17 protein-coding genes are annotated in these 22,048 nt (G+C 73.0%); 11 read left to right on the forward strand and 6 right to left on the reverse strand.

Translation table 11 applies throughout. The features are described from left to right. Window positions 1-176: 176 nt before the first annotated feature. Together ACIBCM_RS10145 and ACIBCM_RS10150 are read left to right on the forward strand one after the other, a co-directional pair. On the forward strand, window positions 177-1,469 hold the full coding sequence (locus ACIBCM_RS10145) for an XdhC family protein (RefSeq protein WP_399241528.1): 1,293 nt from the start codon (window positions 177-179) through the stop codon (window positions 1,467-1,469). Between the two features lie 190 nt (window positions 1,470-1,659). After that, window positions 1,660-2,034 carry an RNHCP domain-containing protein gene (locus tag ACIBCM_RS10150; RefSeq protein WP_399241529.1) on the forward strand — a complete coding sequence of 125 codons (375 nt, stop codon included), beginning with the start codon at window positions 1,660-1,662 and terminating at the stop codon, window positions 2,032-2,034. Window positions 2,035-2,088: 54 nt separating this feature from the next. Here ACIBCM_RS10150 and ACIBCM_RS10155 read toward each other — a convergent pair whose 3' ends face one another. Beyond that, complete coding sequence (locus tag ACIBCM_RS10155; RefSeq protein ID WP_399241530.1) at window positions 2,089-4,587, reverse strand: trypsin-like peptidase domain-containing protein; 2,499 nt, start codon at window positions 4,585-4,587, stop codon at window positions 2,089-2,091. After that, window positions 4,571-4,912: a CU044_2847 family protein gene (locus ACIBCM_RS10160; RefSeq protein ID WP_399241531.1), complete on the reverse strand. Its 342-nt coding sequence runs from the start codon at window positions 4,910-4,912 to the stop codon at window positions 4,571-4,573. The genes ACIBCM_RS10155 and ACIBCM_RS10160 overlap by 17 nt, the downstream gene beginning before the upstream one ends. 121 nt (window positions 4,913-5,033) lie before the next feature. Between ACIBCM_RS10160 and ACIBCM_RS10165 the strand changes: the two genes are divergently transcribed. After that, window positions 5,034-7,382 carry a hypothetical protein gene (locus ACIBCM_RS10165; protein WP_399241532.1) on the forward strand — a complete coding sequence of 783 codons (2,349 nt, stop codon included), beginning with the start codon at window positions 5,034-5,036 and terminating at the stop codon, window positions 7,380-7,382. A gap of 65 nt (window positions 7,383-7,447) precedes the next feature. Here the strand turns inward: ACIBCM_RS10165 and ACIBCM_RS10170 are convergent, their stop codons facing one another. Then, on the reverse strand, window positions 7,448-8,188 hold the full coding sequence (locus ACIBCM_RS10170) for a class I SAM-dependent methyltransferase (RefSeq protein WP_399241533.1): 741 nt from the start codon (window positions 8,186-8,188) through the stop codon (window positions 7,448-7,450). Between the two features lie 121 nt (window positions 8,189-8,309). On the opposite strand from ACIBCM_RS10170, the gene ACIBCM_RS10175 reads away from it, so the two are divergent. Both ACIBCM_RS10175 and ACIBCM_RS10180 read left to right on the forward strand, forming a co-directional pair. Then, on the forward strand, window positions 8,310-9,755 hold the full coding sequence (locus ACIBCM_RS10175) for a pyridoxal phosphate-dependent aminotransferase (RefSeq protein ID WP_399241534.1): 1,446 nt from the start codon (window positions 8,310-8,312) through the stop codon (window positions 9,753-9,755). 753 nt (window positions 9,756-10,508) lie between these two features. Continuing rightward, complete coding sequence (locus ACIBCM_RS10180) at window positions 10,509-11,174, forward strand: hypothetical protein (RefSeq protein ID WP_399241535.1); 666 nt, start codon at window positions 10,509-10,511, stop codon at window positions 11,172-11,174. 90 nt (window positions 11,175-11,264) lie between these two features. Here ACIBCM_RS10180 and ACIBCM_RS10185 read toward each other — a convergent pair whose 3' ends face one another. Together ACIBCM_RS10185 and ACIBCM_RS10190 are read right to left on the reverse strand one after the other, a co-directional pair. Then, entirely contained in the window at window positions 11,265-12,299 is a 1,035-nt protein-coding gene (locus ACIBCM_RS10185) for a hypothetical protein (protein WP_399241536.1), read from the reverse strand. Window positions 12,300-13,034: 735 nt separating this feature from the next. Continuing rightward, complete coding sequence (locus ACIBCM_RS10190) at window positions 13,035-14,021, reverse strand: LacI family DNA-binding transcriptional regulator (RefSeq protein WP_399241537.1); 987 nt, start codon at window positions 14,019-14,021, stop codon at window positions 13,035-13,037. A gap of 397 nt (window positions 14,022-14,418) precedes the next feature. Between ACIBCM_RS10190 and ACIBCM_RS10195 the strand changes: the two genes are divergently transcribed. The 4 genes from ACIBCM_RS10195 to ACIBCM_RS10210 are packed head-to-tail and all read left to right on the forward strand — an operon-like array spanning window position 14,419 to window position 18,042. Continuing rightward, window positions 14,419-15,312, forward strand: a complete 894-nt coding sequence (locus ACIBCM_RS10195; RefSeq protein ID WP_399241538.1) for an ABC transporter substrate-binding protein — start codon at window positions 14,419-14,421, stop codon at window positions 15,310-15,312. 8 nt (window positions 15,313-15,320) lie between these two features. Next, window positions 15,321-16,421, forward strand: coding sequence for an amino acid ABC transporter permease (locus tag ACIBCM_RS10200; RefSeq protein WP_399241539.1), 1,101 nt, complete (start codon window positions 15,321-15,323; stop codon window positions 16,419-16,421). After that, the gene (locus tag ACIBCM_RS10205; protein ID WP_399241540.1) at window positions 16,421-17,164 is read left to right on the forward strand and encodes an amino acid ABC transporter ATP-binding protein; all 744 of its coding nucleotides are present in this window, start codon (window positions 16,421-16,423) and stop codon (window positions 17,162-17,164) included. Before ACIBCM_RS10200 ends, ACIBCM_RS10205 begins: the two co-directional genes overlap by 1 nt. Further along, window positions 17,161-18,042, forward strand: a complete 882-nt coding sequence (locus tag ACIBCM_RS10210) for a type 1 glutamine amidotransferase (protein ID WP_399241541.1) — start codon at window positions 17,161-17,163, stop codon at window positions 18,040-18,042. The genes ACIBCM_RS10205 and ACIBCM_RS10210 overlap by 4 nt, the downstream gene beginning before the upstream one ends. A gap of 409 nt (window positions 18,043-18,451) precedes the next feature. Here the strand turns inward: ACIBCM_RS10210 and ACIBCM_RS10215 are convergent, their stop codons facing one another. Continuing rightward, window positions 18,452-19,246 carry a DUF3152 domain-containing protein gene (locus tag ACIBCM_RS10215; protein WP_399241542.1) on the reverse strand — a complete coding sequence of 265 codons (795 nt, stop codon included), beginning with the start codon at window positions 19,244-19,246 and terminating at the stop codon, window positions 18,452-18,454. A 623-nt stretch (window positions 19,247-19,869) separates the two neighbouring features. On the opposite strand from ACIBCM_RS10215, the gene ACIBCM_RS10220 reads away from it, so the two are divergent. Both ACIBCM_RS10220 and ACIBCM_RS10225 read left to right on the forward strand, forming a co-directional pair. Next, a complete protein-coding gene (locus ACIBCM_RS10220; RefSeq protein ID WP_399241543.1) occupies window positions 19,870-20,526 on the forward strand; it encodes a response regulator transcription factor in 657 nt (218 codons plus the stop codon). Continuing rightward, window positions 20,523-21,881 (forward strand): sensor histidine kinase, encoded by a 1,359-nt coding sequence (locus tag ACIBCM_RS10225; RefSeq protein ID WP_399241544.1) that lies wholly within the window; start codon window positions 20,523-20,525, stop codon window positions 21,879-21,881. Before ACIBCM_RS10220 ends, ACIBCM_RS10225 begins: the two co-directional genes overlap by 4 nt. Window positions 21,882-22,048 lie beyond the last annotated feature (167 nt).

Raw genomic sequence — 22,048 nt, forward strand, 5'->3', positions numbered from 1 at the left:
CCGGCACCGGACGGTGTACCCGGCGCAAGGCGGCGGGCTCCGCGCCCGGTCGGGGGCCGGCCCGGAGCGTGGAGGAGCCGCCCATGGCCCGAGTCGCCGGGGATTGCTCCCCCCGTCCCGGGTCCCGGGTCCCGGGTCCCGGGTCCCGGGTCCCGTACACCGTGAAGGAGAGCCACATGCTGGACATCGCCGAGGGGCTGAACCTGTGGGCCGGGCAGGGGAAGCCGTTCGCCGTCGCCACCGTGGTGGCCGTCGGCGGCAGCGCGCCCCGGCAGCCGGGCGCCGCGCTGGCCGTGGACGGTGAGGGGGCGGCGATCGGCTCGGTCTCCGGAGGGTGTGTGGAGGGCGCGGTGTACGAACTGTGCCGCCAGGCGCTCCGGGACGGCCGGACCGTACGGGAGCGCTTCGGATACGACGACGGGGACGCGTTCGCCGTGGGCCTGACCTGCGGGGGAGTGATCGACATCCTGGTGACCCCGGTCCCGGCGCCGCCCCCGGGCTCCGCCGGTGAGAAGGCCGGCGGACGGGCGCCGGTGACGGAGCAGCGGGAGGTCGTGGCCCGGGCGCTGTCCGCCGCCGCACGGGGGGAGAGCGCCGCGCTGGTCAGGGTCGTGGAGGGGCCCGGCGAACTGCTGGGCCGCGCCCTGTTCGTCCGCCCCGGGGGCGCGTACGAGGGGACGCTCGGCGGGCGGGCCGCGCTCGACCGGGCGGCGGCGGGCGAGGCGGCGGCGCTGCTGGACGCGGGGCGGACGGGGACGGTCGTGACCGGCGTGGACGGCGGCCGGTGCGGGGGCGCGCTGACCCTGCTGGTCGAGTCCAGCGTCCCGCCCCCGCGCATGATCGTCTTCGGTGCCGTCGACTTCGCCTCCGCGCTGGTCGGGGCGGGGAAGTTCCTCGGCCACCATGTCACCGTCTGCGACGCCCGGCCCGTCTTCGCCACCAGGGACCGCTTCCCCGGGGCGGACGAGGTCGTCGTCGACTGGCCGCACCGCTATCTGCGGTCCACGGGAGTCGACTCCCGTACGGTCCTGTGCGTCCTCACCCATGACGCCAAGTTCGATGTACCCCTCCTCGAACTGGCGCTGCGGCTCCCCGTCGCCTACGTCGGCGCGATGGGCTCCCGCCGTACGCACGAGGACCGTGTGCGGCGGCTGCGGGAGGCCGGGGTCACCGAACGCGAACTGGCGGGGCTCCACAGCCCCATCGGCCTCGACCTCGGCGCCCGTACGCCCGAGGAGACGGCCCTGTCGATCGCGGCGGAGATCGTCGCCGTCCGGCGCGGCGGCAGCGGGGTGCCCCTGACGGGCGCCCGCACCCCGATCCACCACGAGACCGCGGACCCCGGCGCCCGCGCCGAAGGCTCCGGCCCGCGCACCGGCCCCTCCCCGCCCCCGGGCTCCGGCGAGCATGGCCCCGGGCCGGGCCGGGGAAAACCGGTTGCGGGGCCCGTGGTCCGCGCGGTCTCATGAGCGGGTCGACCGGACATCTGTATGACTGCCTGTATGTGGAGAGTGGTGCTTGTATGAGCTGGGCCGCGCGGAACCGTTCTCGCCATCGGGGAAGGACATCCGCGTCCGCGTGATGAACTCCCTCGTGCGAGCCGGAGTCGAGTCGAGAGCCGACCTCACCACCGCGCATCACACAGGAGTCGTGTCACCGATGTCACGCAACAGATCCCGGCGCGCCCGCACCGAAGCCCGCGCCACCACCTTCCGCTGCCTCCACTGCGGTCTCGATGTTCCGATGACCGCCGCGGGCACCGGACACCGCAACCACTGCCCCAACTGTCTGTGGAGCCGTCATCTCGACGACACCCCGGGCGACCGGGCCGCCGACTGCGGAGCCCGGATGGAACCGCTCGCCATCTCCGTACGCGGCGACGGCGAATGGGTGCTCGTCCACCGCTGCACCGGCTGCGGGGTGATCCACGCCAACCGTACGGCGGGCGACGACAACGCCCTGCCGCTGACCAGGCTGGCGGTACGCCCCCTGGCCCAGCCGCCGTTCCCGCTGGAGCGCCTCGCCGCGCTCTGAGCGGCGCCGCCGGCACCGCGTCCCGGTGCCCGCCCTCCCGGGCGGGCACCGGGATCAGCCTTTCCGGCGATCCCCGGACGCCCTGCCCGCCCCGGCCGCCGATTCCACGACGGGGAGCACCGCCGCCGCCCACGCGGGCCACCCCGGGGAGTCCGGCAGCTCGGGGGAGCGCCGCGGTGGGGTCTTCGCGGGCCCGGCCCGGCGCGAGAAGCGCCGCAGGGCCGCCGCCGTCGCCGTCAGCAGCTCCGGCGGCACCGGGGCCGCCTCCGCCGCCAGCTTGGCGATCATCACGGCCGCCTGGTTGCGCCGCCGCCCGGACCAGGACCCCAGCTCGTCGGCGATCACCCCGGGAGCCACCGTCAGCAGGTGCGCGGCACGGAAGAGCGCGTACGACTCCCTCTCCCGCTTCATACAGTCCTCGGCGACCTGCCGGACCGCCCGGGCGTCCGCCGCCGTGTGCCGCGCCCACGCGCGCGCGGCGAAGTAGTCCACGAGCAGTTCATGGCTGAAGGGCTGGTCGTCGGGCGCGTCGGGGGAGATGAGCCCGGTGCTGTGCAGATACGCGCGGACGGACGGCACCCAGGGATCGTCACCGGGCCCGGCGAGCCGCCGCGACGGCATCGCGCCGATCAGCTCGTTCAGGGTCGGCCGCAGTCCGAACCGGGGCTCACGCAGCTCGGCCGCGTGCGCGGCGAGCAGGGCGCGCAGCTCCTCACGGGAGGCGGGCAACGGGTTCGTCCCCTCGGCCGCGCCGTCGAGGAGAATCCCCGTCAGCCGCTCGAACAGCCGGAAACGGCCGCCCTCCAGGCCGCTCGATCCGCTGTCGGCGTAGACCGCGCACAGAACCACACAGAACATCGGACGCATCGCCAGCTCCGCGAGACCGAAGCGCTCCAGCTCCCGGAGGAACCCCTCGGCCGCCCGGCCCCCGCCCCGGGAGCCGGTTCCGAACGCCGCGAGGCACTTCTCCGCCAGATCCGCGCGCCCCTCCTCGCTCAGCCGGCACAGCCGCAGGCTCTCCAGCCCCGCCCCCTCGATGCCGTGGAACCACAGCGGGTCCCGGCTGGTGAGAACCACGGTGAAATGGGGGGAGTTGGCGAAGGCGACCAGCGCGTTCTGGATCTGGCGGCGCTGCTCGGGGCTGCCGACCTCGTCCACCCCGTCCACCAGCAGCAGCCATTTGCGGGCCGGGAAGGGCGGGTTCCTGAACACGTCCGGCAGCGGCAGCACCGGTGTGCCGAGCCGTACGGTCCCGGCGCACCGCCCGGCGGCGGCGCTCAGATCACGGCTCACGGCGCGCGCGAGCCAGCCCAGCGGATCCCAGGGGTCGTTGCCGATACCGCGGGCCATCACGGGCGCCGCCGCGTAGACGGGTACGTAGTCGCCGACCGTGCCGTTCAGCCACTGACGCGCCCAGTCGCGGGCGACCGTGCGCAGCAGCGTCGACTTGCCGGTGCCCGCCTCGCCCACGACATGCGCGCCCGCCAGCAGCGCCGTGGAGTCCACGGGACGGCAGGGGCCACCCGTCTCGCCGGTACGCCGGGGACCGGCTCGCTCCGGGGACCCGGCCTCCGGGCCCTCGACCTGCGGACCCCCGGCCTCCGGGTCCCCGGCCTCCGGGCCGTGCCCCGGTCTGGCCCGTACCGGCACCCGGATGTCACCGGCCGGGAGCGGACGGCGCGCGCCACCGGAGCGCCCGGACAGGACGGTGTGCAGGACATCCACATAGCTGTGCCGGGCGGTGGCCTCGTGCAGGACGGTCAGATAGCCCTTGAGCCGGGGGCCGGGCGTCCGCCAGTTGCCCTGCCGCAACTGCTCGTCGGAGAGCAGCGCGAGCCACCGTTCCAGCGGCTCCCACCCCAGCCGCTGCTCCTCCGCCAGCGCGGGGAAGGTGTCCCACACCACCGGGGCGGGCACCAGCCGGGCCTCGTGGTCAGCCGTGGGATCGGTCCCTCGCTGTTTGGCGCGTACGACCCCGATGACACAGCCGGAGCCCGGGTCGATCACCGGTGAACCGCTGGCGCCCCGCCACAGTTCCGAGCCGCCGACCTTCAGCAGTTCGGCGCCGTTCTTGTGCCAGGAGCCGCCGACGACCCGCAGTCCGAAGGCGTCGCCGCCCGAGTAGTCGTGGCCCGGGTGGCCGTACGCGTGCAGCCGCTGCCCCTCGGGCGGGCGGGCCAGCCCCCGGGACAGGGCCGCGCACGGCTGGTCCCCGAGATCGCCCTCGCTCACCCGCAGCAGTGCCAGATCGGGGCCGCGCCCGCCGTCGAACGGTCTGACCTCCATGTCGTCGACGGAGAAGACGAGCGGGATGCCCGTGGTGCCCCTGCGCCACCTGCCCCGGACGGCCGAGGGCGCGAGACCGCCGGGCAGGGCGACATGGGCACAGGTCAGTACCAGCCCGGGGCCGACGAAGAACCCGGTACCGGTGTCCCGGGCGCCCGGCCGGGAACTCTCCAGGGCGACGGTCGCCGTCCTCAGCGCCGCCTTGAGCCGCTCCCAGGCCCCGGTGTCCTCCGCCGGGGCGCCCGCGGGCTCAGCCGGTGGTGCCACGGGGCTCGTCCGGCTGCCGGGGGTCGGCCACCGACCGGTCCCACTCCATGGTGACGGTGAGATTGGCGTCCACGGAGCCCTTGGTGATCAGGGCGATCAGCCCGCTGGTCTCCACCCCGACCTGGCAGCCGAACTCCACGGTGAGCCGGTCCGGCTGCGCCCTGCGCAGCGCCGAGGTGACTCCTTCGGCGAAGGTGCCGAGCGCCGAGGTGACCTGGTCGAGGTCGAAGGAGAGAAGGCCGACCTCCTCGTCCATCTCCTCCGCCTGCCAGTCCCCGGACGGGGCCGCGGGCGCCGGGCCCACCCCGACCGCCTGCACCATCATCCGTGTACCGTCCGGAAGTTGAACCATCGTCAGAACCTCTTCACCGGCCATCAGTTCCCCCTACCCGTCTGCCGTGGATGTGCGGCAGAGTAGCGGCTCGTCGTGTGTCCGAGGGGGGACTGTGAGTGAATGGGAGGGCGGTGGTGGCCCGCCGGTGCCCGCCCGGGGCGGCACGCCCGGGAACGGGTCCGCCGACGCGTCCGAGTGGGGCGCGGTCCGCCCCGGCGCGATCGAGCCGCTGACCCTCGAACTCGTCGTCGAGGGCACCCGGGGGGCGTCCCCTCAGGAACTGCTCGGCGACCCCGCCGCCGTCCAGATCTCGGGGGACCGCAGGGCCCGGCTGCACCGGCGCCCCGCCGACGCGGACGCCGAGCAGCACCCCGAGGACTACCAGGGCGGCCGACCGGTCACCGAGGTCTACTCCGCGGGGGCGCGGGCCGGTGACGGGCCCGTCCGCGCACTGTGGCTGCTGGTGCTGCCGTTTCTGCTGGTGAACCTGGCCGCCTGGATGGGGCCCGGGGCGCCCGGCGGCCCGCACCCCCGCAGAACCCGGGCCCACGGTGTCCTGACCAGGCTGCTGGCGGCGGCCCTCACCGTGCAGCTGTTCACCGCCGTCGTCACCGTCTTCATGGATCTGACGGTGTGGCAGTGCGCGCTGACGAGCGCGGACTGCTCACGGGAGCATCCATGGATCCGCCGGCTTGACCCGGCGGACGACGGGTTCGTGATGACGGGGCCGGCCCTGGCCGTGGGTGTCTTCCCGGGGCTGCTGCTCATCGCTCTTCTGACCAGGGTCGGGCGGCGCACCTGGTTCCGTACCGAGGCGGTGCGCCCGGCGCCCGCCCCGGCCGGCGGATCCAACGACAGCGGTGTGCCGCTCGCGGCACCGGGAATGTGGTACGGGCGCCGACAGGTGCTGAGGCTGGTGGCCGGACACTTCACGCTGGCCCTCGTCACACTCACCGTGCCCTTCCTCGCGGTCCTCCTGGGCTCCGGAGTCTCCCCGGCGGGCGGGAGCGGGGCAGTCGGAGTCGCCGGGGCCGGCGTCGCGGGTCTGGCCGGGTTCATCACCCTGCTCACGGTCCTGGAGATCGCGAGAGCGGGCCGGGGCACCCGGCTGGACGAACGGAGCCTGACGAGGGCCAGATGGCTCCCGACCGCCGCCATCGTGCTCTTCCTGACGGCGGTCGCGCTCTCCTGGACGGTGCCCGGGACGGACATCCCCGCCGGAGGGCACCTGCCCGGCGTCCGGCCTCTGTCGTCCGCCGTGCCGGTCGTCGAAGTCGCCCTGGTGGCCGGGCTGTTCCTGTGCCGTCCGGCCCGCTCCTCCCGCGGGTCCGGCCGGGGCGTCCTCCTCGGCTGCGGCGGGCCCGTCGTCGCGCTGCTCGCCTGCTGGCTGGCCACCGTGCTCTCCGCGGTGCCGGCCGTCGCCACGGCGAACCTGCTGGGCGGTCGTACGGCCGCGGGCGTCGAGGACATCGAGGGCGTCCCGGTCTTCCAGCACATCGCCGCCCTCGGCCCGTTGCTGCTTGTGTACGTCGCCCTGCCGCTCGCCCTGGCGATCAACGCCCTGCGCCGGAGAACGGCCCGCCGGCTGCACTTCGAGGTGGAGCGCGACTACCGGGGCGAGGCGGCGGACCGGCTGCGGAGCGAGGAGATCACGGCGGCCCGTGGCTCGGCCGCGCTGACCGGGACCGCTCCCCTGGTCCTGGGCCTGATGGGCGGGGCCGCCCTGGTGCATCTGCTGCTGATCACGTTCGCCGTCTTCGATCCGGTCCCCGCCCGGCCGGGGACCGAGACTCTCACCCAGGTCGGCGTCTGGCTCGGGGCCCCGCTGGCCGCGCTGCTGGTGACGGCGGGCTGGGCCGCGTACACCTGGCCCGCCGCACGCCGTTCCGTCGGGGTCCTGTGGGACATGAGCACGTTCTGGCCGCGCGCGGCCCACCCCTTCGGGCCGCCGTGCGAGGCGGAGCGGGCGGTACCCGACCTCCAGTGGCGGATGATGTCCTGGATGCGCGCCACCGGGGGACGGCTGCTGCTCTCCGGGCACGGGCACGGCTCGGTGCTCGCCGCGGCGGCGGCCTTCCAGCTGGAGCCGCGGTACCGCCGCCGGGTCTCCCTGCTCACCTCCGGTTCACCGCTGGCGCGGATCCACGGCCGCTGGTTCCCCGCCTGCTTCGGCCCCGATCAGCTGCGGACACTGAACGACGGGCTGTCCGGCTGGCGGAATCTGTGGCGGCACACGGACCCCATCGGCGGACCCGTCGGCGACCTCGGCGGACCGACCGGCGACCTCGGCGAAGCCCCGGTGGACGGTGTCCCCCTGCGTGATCCGCTCGCGTTCGGCCGTACGGCCGAGCATCCGCTGTACGCCCCGATCCTGGGCCACGACGACTACCGGGCGGACCGGGTGTTCGCCACGGAACGCGCGCTGCTGCTCAGCCGGCTCCGTCCCAGGGGCCCGTACTGACGGGGCCGCCCATACCCTCCGCCGAAGGCGCCCCGGTGATACGGACCGGCCCGGGAGACCTCTGATCACAGCGGCCGGCGGGCCACCACCAGCCGGCACCGGGGGCTTCCGCCGGGCAGCCGGCCCAGCTCCTCCACGGGCAGCAGCTCCACCGAGAACCCGGTCCGCGTCAGCTCGTCGCGGACCTCGGAGAGCGGGAACGTGCGGTAGTACATGACGAACGCCGGGCGCCACAGCAGATTCCGTACGCGCATCACCGCGTCGAAGCCCCACAGCGCCCAGTAGAGCCGCGAGCCCACCCGCGCGGGGGCGGGCAGCGGGAAGACGAACATGCCGCCGGGGCGCAGACTGCGGTACACCTGGGCGAACAGCTCCGGGCGCTCACTCGGCAGGAAGTGCCCGAACGCGCCGAAGCTCACCGCGAGATCGAAGACCGGGGCGAAGGGCAGTGCGCGGGCGTCGGCCCGTACCCAGGACACCCGGGGGGACAGGGGAGCACCGGGAAAGGACTCGGCCGTCGCACGCGCCTCGGCGAGCATGCCCGCGCTGAAGTCGACACCCGTCACCCGCTCCTCGCACAGCCGCCGGAGCGCGCCGATGCCCGCGCCGGTGCCGCAGCAGACGTCGAGCCCGGACCGGAAGGGGCCCAGCGGGGCGACGGCCCGTACGAACGGGTCGAGGATCCGGTCCGGAGTACGGAAGGGGGTCTCGTCGAACTTGGGCGCCAGCAGGTCGTATCCGTGCTGGACGGACGAGAGCGCCTGCACGGTCAGCTCGCGGAATGTGGGGCCTGATGAGGTGAACATCACCTTCACACTACCGCCACGTCCGCACCGCCCGTTGAACAACGCCTCACCGGCATCCGTATTCCGGGAGGGTCCCTGCGCACCGTGAGGGCCGACCCCGGGCAGCAGGGAGGCAGAACAGATGGCAGGCGGTAACGTCACCGCTCTTTTCCGCGCGTCCACGGCGCACAGCCCCTCGTACTCGATGCTGAACCGCGCCGGCGGCGGAGCACCGGGGGAGATCACGGACTTCTGTATTCCGTGCAATCCGTACTTCCCGACACCCGCGATGTTCGACGAACTCAGCGGGCGGCTGCGGGAGATCCTCACGTACTACCCCAGTGACACGGACACCGTCACCGCCGAGCTGTGCCAGGCGCTCGGGCTCAATCCGCAGACCGTCGCCATGGGCAACGGCTCGACCGAACTGATCACCTGGATCGATCACCTGCTGGTGGACGAGTCCCTGGCCGTTCCCGTGCCGACGTTCGGACGCTGGACGGACCAGCCGATGGAGACCGGGAAACGGGTCGACATGCTGCTGCTGCCCGAGGCGCACGGCTTCTCGCTGGACCCGGCCTCCTTCGTCCGCTTCATCCGGAGCCGGGGCTCGCGCGCGGCCGTGATCTGCAACCCCAACAACCCCGACGGTGGCTTTCTGTCCCGGCAGAGACTTGTCGAGCTCTTCGACGAACTGCGGGATCTGGATCTGATCGTCGTGGACGAGTCGTTCCTGGAGTTCGCGGACGCGGAGCGGGAACCGAGCGTCGCCGACGAGGCCGTGCTGCGGACGAATGTGATCGTCCTGCGCAGCCTGGGAAAGAGCTTCGGCCTGCACGGAGTGCGTTTCGGCTATCTCGTGTCCAACCCCGCCCTCGCCGGGAAGGTACGGGCGGCCCTGCCGAAGTGGAATCTCAATTCCCTCGCCGAGACCGTGGTGTTCATGCTGAGGGAGCACCGCCAGGAGTACGCCCGGAGCCTCCAGCAGGCGCGCCGGGACCGTCAGGAGATGATGTGGCGCCTTTCCCAGCTGCCGGGACTCACCGTCTACCCCTCGCAGGGCAACTTTCTGTACGTCCGCCTCCCGGAGGGCGTCGACGGATCGGTTCTGCGCGACCGGCTGCTCGCCGAGCACGGGGTCCTGGTGCGCGAGTGCGGCAACAAGGTGGGCAGTTCGAGCCGCTTTCTGCGGCTGGTGGTCCGGCCGCAGGAGGACGTGGTGCGGCTGATCTCGGGCATGGAGCAGGTCCTGTACGGGCGCAGTGTCCGGATGCCGGAACCGCCGCCGCAGCCGATGGCCCCGATGCTGTCCCAGGTGCCGACGCCCCGGCCCGGGGAGGGGGCCGGCGCCGGGCGGGACGCGGGGACCCGGCCGGGGGGCGTACCGATGCCCGCGCCGGAACGGGAGTCCGGACTCGCACCGGGCCGGGAGGGCGGACTCCTGCCGGGCCGGGAGCCCGGACCGGAGGGCGGTTTCGCACCCGGATCCGCCGCGTCCCGCGCGCAGCCGTCCGCGCGTACGGAGGCGATGGTTCCCGGATACACCTCGGGCACGGCGGCCGTCGACCGGCTGGTCTCCGGATCGTAGAACGTATGCTCCGCATACCGGGAAACCTCTCCCCGGAAACCGGAACACGGTCCCCAATTACCGGCCGTCCGCACGTTTCGGCACGGTGCGGTAGAGGTCGGCGGACCGACCGTCACCCGCCTTTCGGATCCCGTGAATTCAGGCCAGACAGGAGATGAGCAGTGGGTAAACGATGAGCAAATGCGAACACCGGGTCGAGCGCGGGCGCTACCTTGCACCCCATGAGCCCGACTGAGGTCCCTCCCACCCCGACGAGCCCCCCGGCGCCGCACCCCGCGGCCCCTTGTCAGGCCCACCCCGTACGGCCGCTCCCCGCCCCGGCTCCGGTCGCCGGCAGCAGGCCGTCCCCGCTGGTGCGCACGGCCCGCTGAGGCCCGATCACCCCCACGATCACGCACAGCTCTTCTCACGTCTCTTTACGGCGGACAATCCCCTATGGTGCTGCGCATGTTTATCCAGGACAGTGACACAACCCGATTCCGAACGCGGGGAGAACCGTTCGGCGGGGAAAATCAGAGAAGGGAAGGCGTCCGGGAAGACGCCGACGGAAGAAATTCCGCCGTACCCACGGCGACCGACGACAACACCGTGGAAGGGGTCGGCGGTCACGCGCCCGAGGTCATCACCCGCGCCTGTGCCGACACCGTACGAAGCGCCCCGCGAACCGTTGGCGCCACCGCTCTGTCCGGTCGTATGGTTCGGTAGCACTGAATGTTCGGTCAGCAACACACAGCGTTGACAGCAGGGACAGAGATGACCAACGAGCCGGCCGTTCCAGCGCAGCTGGGCAGGCCCGAGCGCATGTGGCAGCGTGCCGTCGTACTCGTACTGATCGCTGTCACCAGAACCGCGCGGCCCGTATTCCGGCTGGGTGATCGTGAACTGTCCTGTTCCCATTCCAACGGCGGCTGGACACTCTCCCTGCGCCCCGACGGAAAAGCGATCTTCTACGGCCAGGACGTCGACTGCAGCGACACCACCTACCGGGGCGACAAACCGGTGGACCTGCTGGTGAACGCTCCGCAGTGGCTGCCCCTGGACCGGCTCAGGGAACTCAACGACGGCTATGAACTGGGCTATCTGTACTGGTGGGAGGAGGACCGGTGGAACCGTGCCCCCTATCCGGCCTTCGTCGACGACGACGGACTGGCCGCCTCCTGTGACGGCTACGCGGGCATCTTCGACGACAAGTCCCTCTCCGACAGCTTCGCCGACGCCGGCTACCGGGACCCGGAGGCGGCCCGGCGCTTCGTCCAACGGGTCGCCCGGGGCACGGTGAACGCCTCCGCCTTCAAGGACCTGATGGACTCGGCGTCCGAACAGAGCCCGCTGCCTGGGGAGTCGTGCGTCCCCACCGCACTGGAGTGGGCGACCCGGCTGGGAGTCGCGGAGCGCCCGGCGGCCGAACACGCCGTCTGAGACGCGGGTCCACCTGGTGGCGGTTGCCCGAGTCGGGTGAACCGGGCGCGTGACCGGCGGGCGACGGCTCGGCGTGAGCGCTCTCCGCGCTCACCAGTCGCCGTCGACCACCGGTTTCCCGGGCGCCGGTGCGTCACCCAGCGGCTGGATCTGGTGCGGGCCGGGCGCCGTCCAGGGGGCGTCGTCGTCGCCGATCCACTGCCCCACCGGCTTGACGTCGGTCAGCGCCGGGGCGGGCGAGAGGTCCGTGGCGTCGTCGTCGCCGTACTCGTACCAGGGCAGCCCCGCCTGGGTGTAGGCGGCGCGGTCGACGGGCGACGGGGGCGGTTCCTCACCGGTGATCGCGCGCCACTGCGGGGGCGTCACCAGATGCACGAACACCCGCGCCGAGGGCACGTCCGCCCAGTCGGCGGGCGCCCGGGTGTCCTGGTAGACCTCCTGGCGCATGGTGCCGCCCGCGCCGAGCCCCATCGCGGGCGAGGGGGCCGGGCCCGCACTCCCGGGAGGCGCCATGGGCGCGCAGGCCGCCCCGAAACCGGCGGAGGCAGCCGGTGCCGCCGACCGCATCCGCTCGGCCCTACGGCGCTCCTCCTCGCGCCACGCCGCGAGCGCTCCGGGCTCCAGGGGGAAGGACCGCAGCTGGACACCGCCCCAGGTCTCCTCACCGGTGATCTGGCCCTCGACGGTCGCCCCGAGCCCCAGCGGGACGGCGACGAACTGGCGGACCGTCCCCTTGCCGGAGTTGATGCCGTCGAGCCAGGGCTGCCGGGGCAGGACGACATAGTTCTGCGGACGGCTTGAGGGGCCGTCACCCCAGGGCTCTCCGGAGACGGCACACACCTTGCCGACGCCGACCTGGAGCGCGGCCGGCTCGCCGCTGCCGGCGAAGCTCAGCCACATGGCCTCGCGCAGATACATGGGGAGCACGACGCCTCCGCGTTTCCCCATGGCGGGCGGCACCGTGGCCGCGTAGTCCTCCACACGCCGCAGGGGGAACTCGCCCAGCCCCGGAGGCAACGGATGCGTACCCGTCTCGGGCAGCCTCAGGGTACGGATGAAGCGGACGCGTACCCCGTCGCCCAACAGCAGGCTGTTCCCGTCGATCCGTGCCGTTCCCGTACCCATGCGGTGCCCCCTACGCCGATGCCGTCGCGGCGGCATCGGCTCGCGCCCCTGCCACCCGCCTCGCGCCCCTACGACGACGCGCGGACCGCTGCCGGTTCCCGGCACGCGCGGACCGGGGGCGGGCCGTCCCGCCCGACAGCCGTACAGGGGCGCGCGGGGGTCATCATCTGTCGCCGGGGGCCAACGACACCGGGGTCCTCGCGATGCCGCGGCGGATCAGTCAGGGAAGTGGCGAGGGTCCGACATCTGCCGGGGAACCGGCGACCGGTGAGTACCCGACCCGTCGGCGATCGGCCACAAGCCGTGGGCGGACCCGCTCCCCGGCCGCCGCCCGGGTTGGTCGGTCCCGTACGGCGGTCGGGACCACGGCCGTACGGCCGCGCCCGCCCGGTGTTCGGCGGGGATCCGGCCGGACCCGTGTCATGCCACTGACGTCCGGGGGTCCGGTTGTTCCGGTGTCCGATAACAGGAATGTAGTACGCGCCCCGGCCCCGGCGGTCCGCTTCCGCTCAGAACTTGTACGGCCTTAACGGCCCCCTGGCGCCCCGGTGTCGGTGCGCCCCGGTGTCAGCGGCATGCCGAACCCGGTGGCCCCGTCGTCGGAACGGCCCCGGACCAGCGTCGGCACGGTGCCAGAACCGCGTCGGCACGGTGTCGGAGGCGGCGGGAGGCATCCGGCGACCCGTCACCCGGCCGCAGCCGGCGACCGGCCACTCCGACGCATCCGGAGACCCGTCATCCGGCCGCCGGCCGCGTCGAGTCCCCCGGGATCAGCGTGCACGGCACCGAAAGCGGCTTCGGTGTCCCGCCGTTGAGGACGTCGATCAGCATCCCCGCGCACAGGGCACCGATCCGGCGGGGCGCGAGCGAGAGCAGGGTGAGGGCGGGACGGATGCCGGGCTCGCGGTCGCCCATGGCGGTGATCCGGAGATCGCCGGGGATGGCGAGACCGAGTTCGCGGGCGGCGGCCCGCAGAGCCTCCCCGTACGTCTCGTTGAGCGCGTGGACCGCGTCCGGCCGGTCGGGTGAGGCGAGCAGCCGGCGCGCCGCGTCGTGCGCGGGCTCGCCGTCCCGTACCCGCTCGACGGTGGCGGGCAGTCCGCGGTCCTCGCACCAACGGGTGTACGCCCGTTCGCTGTCGAGGGTGTAGGAGTCGAGCTGGGGGCCGGTGAGCAGTGCGGTCCGGCGGCCCCCGGACTCGTGCAGATGGTCCAGGGCCAGCGGGACGCCGGACAGCATGTCGCTGTGGACGTACGGGATGCTCCCGTGCCCCGGATCGAGCGGGCGGCCGTCCGTGACGACGGAGAGTCCGCGGTGCAGGGCCTCGGTGATCACGGGATCGCCCGCGACCGGGTCGACGACGATCAGTCCGTCCATCGGGATCCTGGTCCACAGATCCGTACCCGGCCGGGAGGGGACGACGACCAGGGCGTAGTCGCGGTCGACCGCCTCGACCATGGCGCCCGCGGTGAGGGAGGCGTAGTAGGGGCGGTAGGTGCGCTCCCACGCCTCGGCGCTCTGATGGCCCGCGGCCAGCCCGACGACACCGGTGCGGCCGGTGAGGAGGACCTGTGCGGCGGGGTTGGGGCGGTAGCCCAGCTCGTCCGCGAGCAGCCGTACGCGCTCACGGGTCCGGGCGCTGACCTTTCCCTTGCCGTTGAGGGCGTGCGAGACGGTGGTGATGGACAGGCCGGCGGCCCGGGCCACGTCCTTGATCCCCACGCTGCGGGCCGGTTCCGGGGCGGGGCGGGGCCCCTCGGTTGCGGGGGGCGGCGCCCCCTCCGCGGCACGGGCGCCCGCGGATGCGGCCGGGGAGCGCCGCCCCCGGGCCGGGGGAGCCCCCTCGGCGGCAGGAGTGTCGGGGGAAGCGGCGTCGGCGTGCGGTCCGGCCGGTCCGGGCATCACGTCTCTCCTCTGGTGGTCTCCTGGCGGCGGCACAGGGCCGTACCGACTCCTGGGGGCGGGTCCCGGGGTCGACCGTATCGGCAGCATTCTGCGGAGAACCCTTGACTGCCAAAACCTTTTGGTTGAGCATAGCGCCCATCCCTTCCGCCCAAAAGGTTTTGGCTGATGCTGCACCTGCCGGGGCGGTCACCCTCCGAACGTCCGGGAGCCACACGTGCGCCGCCGCCCTGCCCACATCCTCGCCCCAGCTCTGGCGGTGCTCGCCGCCCTCTCCCTCAGCGCCTGCGGCGAGAACAGCCCCGGCGGCTCCTCCAGCGCCGCCGTCACCTCCGCCAAGGGCGGCGCCTACGGCGACTGCGAGGTCACCGGCACCAAGGGCTCCGTCAAGCTGAAGACCGTCGAGTCCGGCACCCTCACCGTCGCCGGCGACCTGCCCTCGCGCGGCTGGTGGAACGGCAACACCGTCGCCGACATCAAGAGCGGGTTCGAGTACTGCCTCGCCGCCAACATCGCCCACCGGGCCGGGCTGGAGAAGCTCCGCATCCGCAATGTCTCCTTCGACGCGATGGTCGCGGGCAAGGGCAGCGGCTACGACCTGGCCATGGCCGAGATCTCCATCACCGAGGAGCGCAAGAAGGCCGTCGACTTCACCAGCCCCTACTTCGCCTCCAACATCGGCGTCCTCGCCAAGCCCGGCAAGGTCACCGCCGAGAACATCCGCGGACTGCGCCTCGGCGTCAAGCAGGCCACCTCCGGCGCCAAGTTCGTCCAGGAAACCCTCAAGCCCGCCAAGGCCGCCCAGGTCTTCCCCGGTGACGCGGAGATGCTCGCCGCGCTCCAGGGCGGCCGGATCGACGCCGTACTCACCGACACCGCCATCGTCCTCGGCCAGGCCAAGGGCTCCGGCGGAGCGGTCGCCGTCGTCGGACAGTACGAGACCGGTGAGTCGTACGGCGCGCTGCTGCCCAAGGACAGCGCCAACACCGCCGTGGTGAACGGCGTGCTCGCCGACCTCACGTCCGAGGGCGCCCTCGACGCGCTCTCCGAGGAGTACCTCGGCGAGGCGCTCGGCGGCGACCCGGCCGCCGTCCCGGTCTGGAGCCTGTGAGGCCCGCCATGAGCACCGTCACCCTCAAGACCGCCGCCCCGGCCGCGCCCGCGCGCCTGCCGCTGCCCGCGGTCCTCGCCCCGGCATCCCTCGTGGTCGCCGCCCTGAGCTGCGTGTTCGCCGCCTGGACCGCCGCCACCCTGTGGCAGGCCGCCCCGGACCAGGGCGCCTGGTCCTGGGTCCTGCGCGCGGTCGCCGTCCTCGGCGGACTGGCCTCGTTCGCCGTGCTGAAGCCCTCGTCCGAGGCACTTCGCCGTACCGGCCGCGCCCGTGCCGCCGCCCAGCGCCCGGGACAGATCGCCGAGGCCCGCGCGGAGGCCGCCGACGCCCGGGAAGCGGCATGGGTCGCGATCGGCGGCTCGCTCGCCGTCGTCGCCCTCACCCTGCTCACGGTCTTCCTGCTGGCCAACGACCACGCCGTGCAGTCGACCTTCTTCAGCCCGGCCGCCATCTCCTCCAGCTTCTGGAACGTCACCCAGGCCTTCGGCACCAACGTCTTCATCGCGGTGGCCGCCGAGATCCTCGTCCTCGTCTGGGGACTCGGCCTCGCCGTCGCCAAGCTCGCCCCCGGGCGCGCCGGACGGCCCCTGCGCTGGCTCGCCACCGCCTATATCGACATCTTCCGCGCGGTGCCGAGCATCGTCATCATCTATCTGATCGGCTTCGGTCTGCCGCTGGCCCAGATCCCCGGGCTCAGCTCGCTCACCCCGACCTGGGCCGCGATCCTCGCGCTCACCCTCACCTACGGCGCCTACGTCGCCGAGGTGTACCGGTCCGGCATCGACTCCATCCACTGGAGCCAGACCGCGGCCGCACGCTCCCTCGGCCTGTCCCACGGGCGCACCCTGCGCCATGTCGTCGTGCCGCAGGCCGTACGCCGGGTCACACCCCCGCTGCTCAACGACTTCATCGGCCTCCAGAAGGACACCGCGCTGGTGACCGTCATCGGCACCATCGACGCCTTCAACCAGGCCAAGATCTACGCCTCCAATGAATTCAACCTCTCCTCGGTGACCGTGGTGGCCGCGCTCTTCGTCGTGATCACCATCCCGCAGACCCGGTTCGCCGACCGGCTTCTCGCCCGCAGCGGCGCAGGGAAGGACAGCTGATGGCATTCCTGGACATCAAGGGCATACGCAAGTCCTACGGCCGCCATGAAGTACTGCGCGGACTCGATCTGACGGTGCAACAGCACCAGGTCGTCACACTGATCGGTGCCTCCGGCTGCGGGAAGTCGACCCTCCTGCGCTGTGTCAACGCTCTGGAGGAGATCGACAGCGGACGCATCCTCCTGGACGGCGACCCCATCTCGGGGCGCGGTGTGGACGTGGACCGGCTGCGCCGGGACGTCGGCATCGTCTTCCAGCACTTCAACCTCTTCCCGCACATGGACGTGCTCCGCAACATCACCCTCGCGCCCACGGTCCTCGGCCGCAGCGGCAAGGAGCAGGCCGAGGCCGAGGCCATGGAACTGCTGAAGCGGATCGGTCTCGCCGACAAGGCCACGGCTCTGCCCGACCGGCTCTCCGGCGGCCAGCAGCAGCGTGTCGCCATCGTGCGGGCGCTCGCCATGCGCCCCCGGCTGCTGCTGCTCGACGAGATCACCTCCGCGCTCGACCCCGAGCTGGTGGCGGAGGTCCTCTCCATCGTGCGGGATCTGGCCGAGGACGGCATGACCATGCTGCTGGCCACCCATGAGATGGGCTTCGCGCGTGAGGTGGCCCACAAGGTGTGCTTCCTGCATCAGGGAACAGTTCTGGAGGAGGGCCCGCCGGAGCAGATCTTCGGCGACCCCCGTGAGGACCGCACCAAGGCGTTCCTCCAGCAGATCGTGGAGGCGGGGCGACTGTGACGGCACAGGCGGACAACGAGCGGCGGCCCGCGGACGTACGGATGGATCCGGAAGTACGGACAGGTCCGGACGTACGGGAAGGGACAGATGTACGGACAGGTCCGGACGTACGGGAAGGGGCGGAGGCGCGGGAAGCGGCGGACGTGCGGGAAGCCGGAGGTGCGCCGCGGGTGCTGGTGGTTCAGCACGAGGACGGGACCGGACCCGGACTGGTCGGCGAACAGCTCGTGGAGTGCGGCCTGGAGCAGCGGATCGTCCATCCCTGGGCGGGTGAGGAACTCCCCGGTTCGCTCGCCGGGTACGCCGGGCTGCTCGTCCTGGGCGGCGCGCCCAACTGCGAGGACGATGAGGCCGCGCCCTGGCTCCCGGCCGTACGGACCCTGGTGCGCGAGGCCGTCGGCTCCGGCGTCCCGCTCCTCGGCATCTGTCTCGGCGGCCAGATCATGGCCTCCGCGCTCGGCGGCTCCGTCGTGGTCCGGAAGCGGGGGCCGGAGGTGGGCGCGGTACCCGTACGCAGGCTGCCCGCCGCCGACGGGGACCCGGTGTTCGGGGAGGTGCCGGACGGCGCGCCCGCCGCTCAGTGGCACTGGGACGAGATCGGCGAACTCCCGCCGGGAGCGGTCCCGTTGCTGACCGGTGACGACTGCCTCCACCAGGCGTTCCGGATCGGTGAACGCGCCTGGGGCGTCCAGTTCCACCCCGAGGTCCTCGGTGACGCCGTCGCCGAGTGGGCGGCGTCCGACGGCCCCTCGGTCGCCGGAGCGGGGGCCGACCCCTTGGGGGCGGTCGCCTCGGTCCGCGAGAACGAACCCGCGCTCCGCGAGATCTGGTCCCGCACGGCCCGCGCCTGGGCGGCTGTGGTCCACGCGCACGCCTGAGCGGGCGGACGGGCCGTTCGGCAAGGGGCGTACCCGGCGGCGCGCGCCTTCAGTGGGGCTGGGGCTTCGCTTCCATGCCCCGGTGACCTGGGGATGTGGGCGGTGCTCTGTTGTGTGAGCAGTGCTCCGGTTTGTGAGCGGTGTGTGCCTGAGCAGTGCTCAGTTGCGTGAGCAGTGCTCTCGTTTACGATCAGTGCTTCGTCGAGCGGTGCTCTCCCCCGAGAGCACCGCTCTCGCATGTGAGCACTGCCCGCGTGAGCACTGCTCTCCCTTGTGAGCAGTGCCCCCATGAACGGTGCTCTCCTCCGCGAGCAGTGCTCCGTCCGCCCCGCCCCGCGCCCCTCTCTCGCCCCACCGGTGGCGGTCGGCCGGTTACCGGTGGGGCTCGTGGCGTGAGGGAGCCGGTGTGTCAGGGCACCGGGGGGCCGTCGATCAGACGTCCGTCGTCGTCGTACACCCAGGGGTTGGCCGTACAGCCCTTCAACCCCTTGATCTGCTGCATCATCGCGGGCGCGGGCCGGCCCGGGCCGGGGCAGCCGCGGTGACCGTGGCCGAGTATGTGTCCCGCCTCGTGATTGATGATCAGCGCGTGGTAGTCGGCGGCGCGCCCCCGGTACTGCTCGCTGAGGTCGACCCAGCGCCGGACGTTCACCACGAGGTCCGGTGCCTTGGCGCAGTTGACCTGCCCCTGGGTGTCGAGCCCCCAGGCGCCGCACAGCCGGTCGGTCGTCCCGGGGGAGACGACCTGCACCAGCATGTCGTACGGCGGTGAGCTCACCCGCTGGAACGAGGCCGTACCTCCACGGGTCCAGCCGCGCGGGTGGCGCAGGATGCCGTCGATCTCGGCGGCGAGGTCGTCGACGTCCAGGCCGGTGCCGTCCTCCAGTTTCACCCCGTACCGGATGAGCCGGCCGCCGGTGCCCGCCCGGGTACCGGTTCCCCGGGCCCAGGTGTAGGTGCCGGGGCCGTCTTCGCGGTAGGTGTGGCGGTACGAGGTCTCCGGCGCGGCGGAGTTCTCCCCGTCGGGGTCCTGGGCCGGCCGTGGCGCCCGCGGGGCCTGATGTTCCGCGGTCTCCGGGCCGCCGATCGTGAGGGGCTCGGACGTCGCCCCGGGGTCACGGCCGGTGGCCACCGACTCGCCGGTGGAGTCGGGGAGCAGTCCGAGCGCGCCCCAGCACACGGCTGCCGCGCACAGCAGCGCCACGGCTGCCCGCCATGCCGTACGGCCGCGTGAGGGTCGTTTGCGCCGACCCGCCCCGCGGCCCGTGTCCGAGCCACGGCCCGTTTCCCTCCGGCGGCCCGCGCCCGCCCGCCGGGCCCCGCCCGTCCGACGGCCGGCGTCCCTCCTGCGGCCCGTGTCCGAGCCATGGCCCGTTTCCGTCCGGCGGCCCCGGCTCGTCGGTCCACCCGTATCAGCCCGGCGGTTCTCGCGCGCCACGTCACCCGCGCCTGTCACGCCGCCCCCGCCCGCCATGCTGCCCCCACCGGCCCCGCGGTCCGAGTCCGCCCCGCGTCCCCGGCCCACCGGGCGATCCGAGTCGGTCGGGCGATCCCCGCCTGGCGGGCGGGCAGCGTCGCCACCCCCGGCCCGGTCATTCCGGCGGCGGCCCCGGACCGGCCGGTGGTCCCGGCCGTCGCGGCGGTGCGAGCCGTTCGTGAGCCGGCGATGTGACATGCGGGTCCAGCCTTTGCGCGTGGGGTGAGCGGTGCCGTACCAGTGCACGTGAGGGCCCGTGGGACGGCGGTGAGCGAAGCCGCTCACACCCGCTTCACATCGGACCCGGATACTTGGTGCAGTTCGATCGGGGTGAGGAGCGGGTGAGGCGCATGCGCGTGCTGGTGGTCGAGGACGAGGAGATGCTCGCGGGGGCGATGGCCGAGGGGCTGCGGGACGAGGGCATCGCGGTGGACGTGGTCCACGACGGCGAGGCGGCCCTGGAGAACCTCGCGGTCCACACGTACGACGTCATGGTGCTCGACCGCGATCTCCCGCTGGTCCACGGGGACGAGGTGTGCCGGCGTACGGTCGCCTCCGGGGCGGACGTCCGCGTCCTCATGCTCACGGTCTCCACCACCGTGGCCGAGCGCGTCGCCGGGCTGGGCCTCGGCGCCGACGACTATCTGACCAAGCCGTTCGCCTTCGCCGAACTCGTCGCCAGGATCCGCGCCCTCGGCCGCCGTTCGCGGCCCGCGGTCCCGCCGGTGCTGGAGCGCTCCGGCATCCGGCTCGACCCGCATCTGCGCCAGACGACCCGGGACGGCAAGTACATTGCGCTGTCGCGCAAGGAGTTCGCGGTCCTGGAGGAACTCCTGCGGGCGGAGGGCGCGCCCGTGTCCGCGGAGACCCTGCTGGAGCGGGCGTGGGACCAGAACGTCGACCCGTTCACCACCGTCGTACGGGTCACGATGCGCTCCTTGCGGCGCAAGCTCGGCGACGCTCCCGTCATAGAGACGCTGACCGGCGTCGGTTACCGTATCCGATGATCCTCCGAGCACTCGGCGGGAGTCTCAGGGTCAGGCTCACGGTCGTCTTCGGCCTGATGTTCTTCCTGGCGGGCGCGGCGATCTTCAGCGGTGCCGTGATCCTGGTCGGCAACAGCATGGAGTACACGCTCAAGCTGCCTTTCCCCTCCGCGACACAGCCCGCGTACGAGCCGCCGGTCATGAAGACGCCTCTTCCCGAGGAGGCGCCGAACCCGGTGCAGACGCCGAACCCCGCCGAGACGTCGAGCCCCGCTCCGTGGCAGAGCGTCCCCGCCGATGTGCAGCAGGAGCCACCGGCGTGGCAGACCGGCGGACCCGTCCTGATCGACCCGGTGTCCCGGGAGCAGATCCTCGACTCGATGCAGCGCAATCTGATGGCCAAGGGCGGCCTCACCGTACTGTGCGTGGGCGTCGTCGCGACCACCACGGGCTGGCTCGTCGCGGGCCGGCTGCTGCGTCCGCTCAGCCGGATCACCTCGACCGCCGAGCGCATCGCGGGCCGTACGCTGCACCGGCGCATCGATCTCGACGAGCCGCCGGGCGAGGTCAAACGGCTCGCCGACTCCTTCGACAGCATGCTGGACCGGCTGGACGAGGCGTTCGCCGGACAGGACCGGTTCATCGCCAACGCCGCGCACGAGCTGAAGACCCCGCTGGCGGTCGGGCGGACGCTGGTGGAGGTCGCGGTGGCCCGCCGGAGCGCGCCGCCGGAGGTCAAACAGCTCGCGGAGAACCTTCTCGCCGTCAACGAGCGTCACGAGAGGCTCATCGACTCGCTGCTGACCCTGGCGCGGGCGGAGAGCACCGTCACGGGGCTGCTGCCGCTGGATCTCGCGGACATCGCGGCGGCCGTCGTCACCCACACCGCACCGGCCGCGCAGACACGGGGCATCGCCGTCGAGGCCGTGCTCGGTCCCGCGCCGGCGATGGGCGATCCCGTACTGCTGGAGCAGCTCGTCCGCAATCTGGTCGACAACGCCGTCAAGTACAACATCAAGGGCGGCTGGATCCGGGTGGAGACCGGAAGTGCCGCACAGGGCTCCCGGATCACCGTCGCGAACACCGGCGCGTTCATCGGAGCACATGAGATTCCCGTGCTCTTCGAGCCGTTCCGCCGTCTCACCGACCGGGTCGGTTCGGCGCGCGGCAGCGGGCTCGGCCTCTCCATCGTGCGCGCGGTCGCCCGTACCCACAACGGCGATGCCACCGCGGTGCCCCGCCCCGGCGGAGGTCTGGAGGTCATGGCGACGGTCCCCGCGGTCGCGGAGAACCTGGTCCGCGCGCACCGGCAGCCGCAGAGGGCGGACACGACGGTACGGCTCCGGGCGGGGGACGGAACCCGTACCTCCGGCTGAGGGCGGGCTCCGCGTGCCCGCGGCCCCGGAGATCCGCGCCGGTCTCCTGCTCGTGGTCCCAGAGGTTCGTATCCGGCTGCGCGTGTGTGGTCCCAGAGGTTCGCACCGGTCCCCGCGTGTCCGTGGTCCCGGAGGCCGGCCGCCGGGCGCCCGGACCAGGGGACGGC

It is taken from the genome of Streptomyces sp. NPDC051018, assembly GCF_044456085.1.
Lineage (GTDB): Bacteria > Actinomycetota > Actinomycetes > Streptomycetales > Streptomycetaceae > Streptomyces.

Coding starts and splice junctions, on each gene's coding strand:
- ACIBCM_RS10170 (WP_399241533.1), bottom strand. CDS start 8,188: ATGTTCACCTCATCAGGCCCCACATTCCGCGAGCTGACCGTGCAGGCG.
- ACIBCM_RS10160 (WP_399241531.1), bottom strand. CDS start 4,912: ATGATGGTGCAGGCGGTCGGGGTGGGCCCGGCGCCCGCGGCCCCGTCC.
- ACIBCM_RS10185 (WP_399241536.1), bottom strand. CDS start 12,299: ATGGGTACGGGAACGGCACGGATCGACGGGAACAGCCTGCTGTTGGGC.
- ACIBCM_RS10180 (WP_399241535.1), top strand. CDS start 10,509: ATGACCAACGAGCCGGCCGTTCCAGCGCAGCTGGGCAGGCCCGAGCGC.
- ACIBCM_RS10200 (WP_399241539.1), top strand. CDS start 15,321: ATGAGCACCGTCACCCTCAAGACCGCCGCCCCGGCCGCGCCCGCGCGC.
- ACIBCM_RS10145 (WP_399241528.1), top strand. CDS start 177: ATGCTGGACATCGCCGAGGGGCTGAACCTGTGGGCCGGGCAGGGGAAG.
- ACIBCM_RS10175 (WP_399241534.1), top strand. CDS start 8,310: ATGGCAGGCGGTAACGTCACCGCTCTTTTCCGCGCGTCCACGGCGCAC.
- ACIBCM_RS10205 (WP_399241540.1), top strand. CDS start 16,421: ATGGCATTCCTGGACATCAAGGGCATACGCAAGTCCTACGGCCGCCAT.
- ACIBCM_RS10220 (WP_399241543.1), top strand. CDS start 19,870: ATGCGCGTGCTGGTGGTCGAGGACGAGGAGATGCTCGCGGGGGCGATG.
- ACIBCM_RS10150 (WP_399241529.1), top strand. CDS start 1,660: ATGTCACGCAACAGATCCCGGCGCGCCCGCACCGAAGCCCGCGCCACC.
- ACIBCM_RS10225 (WP_399241544.1), top strand. CDS start 20,523: ATGATCCTCCGAGCACTCGGCGGGAGTCTCAGGGTCAGGCTCACGGTC.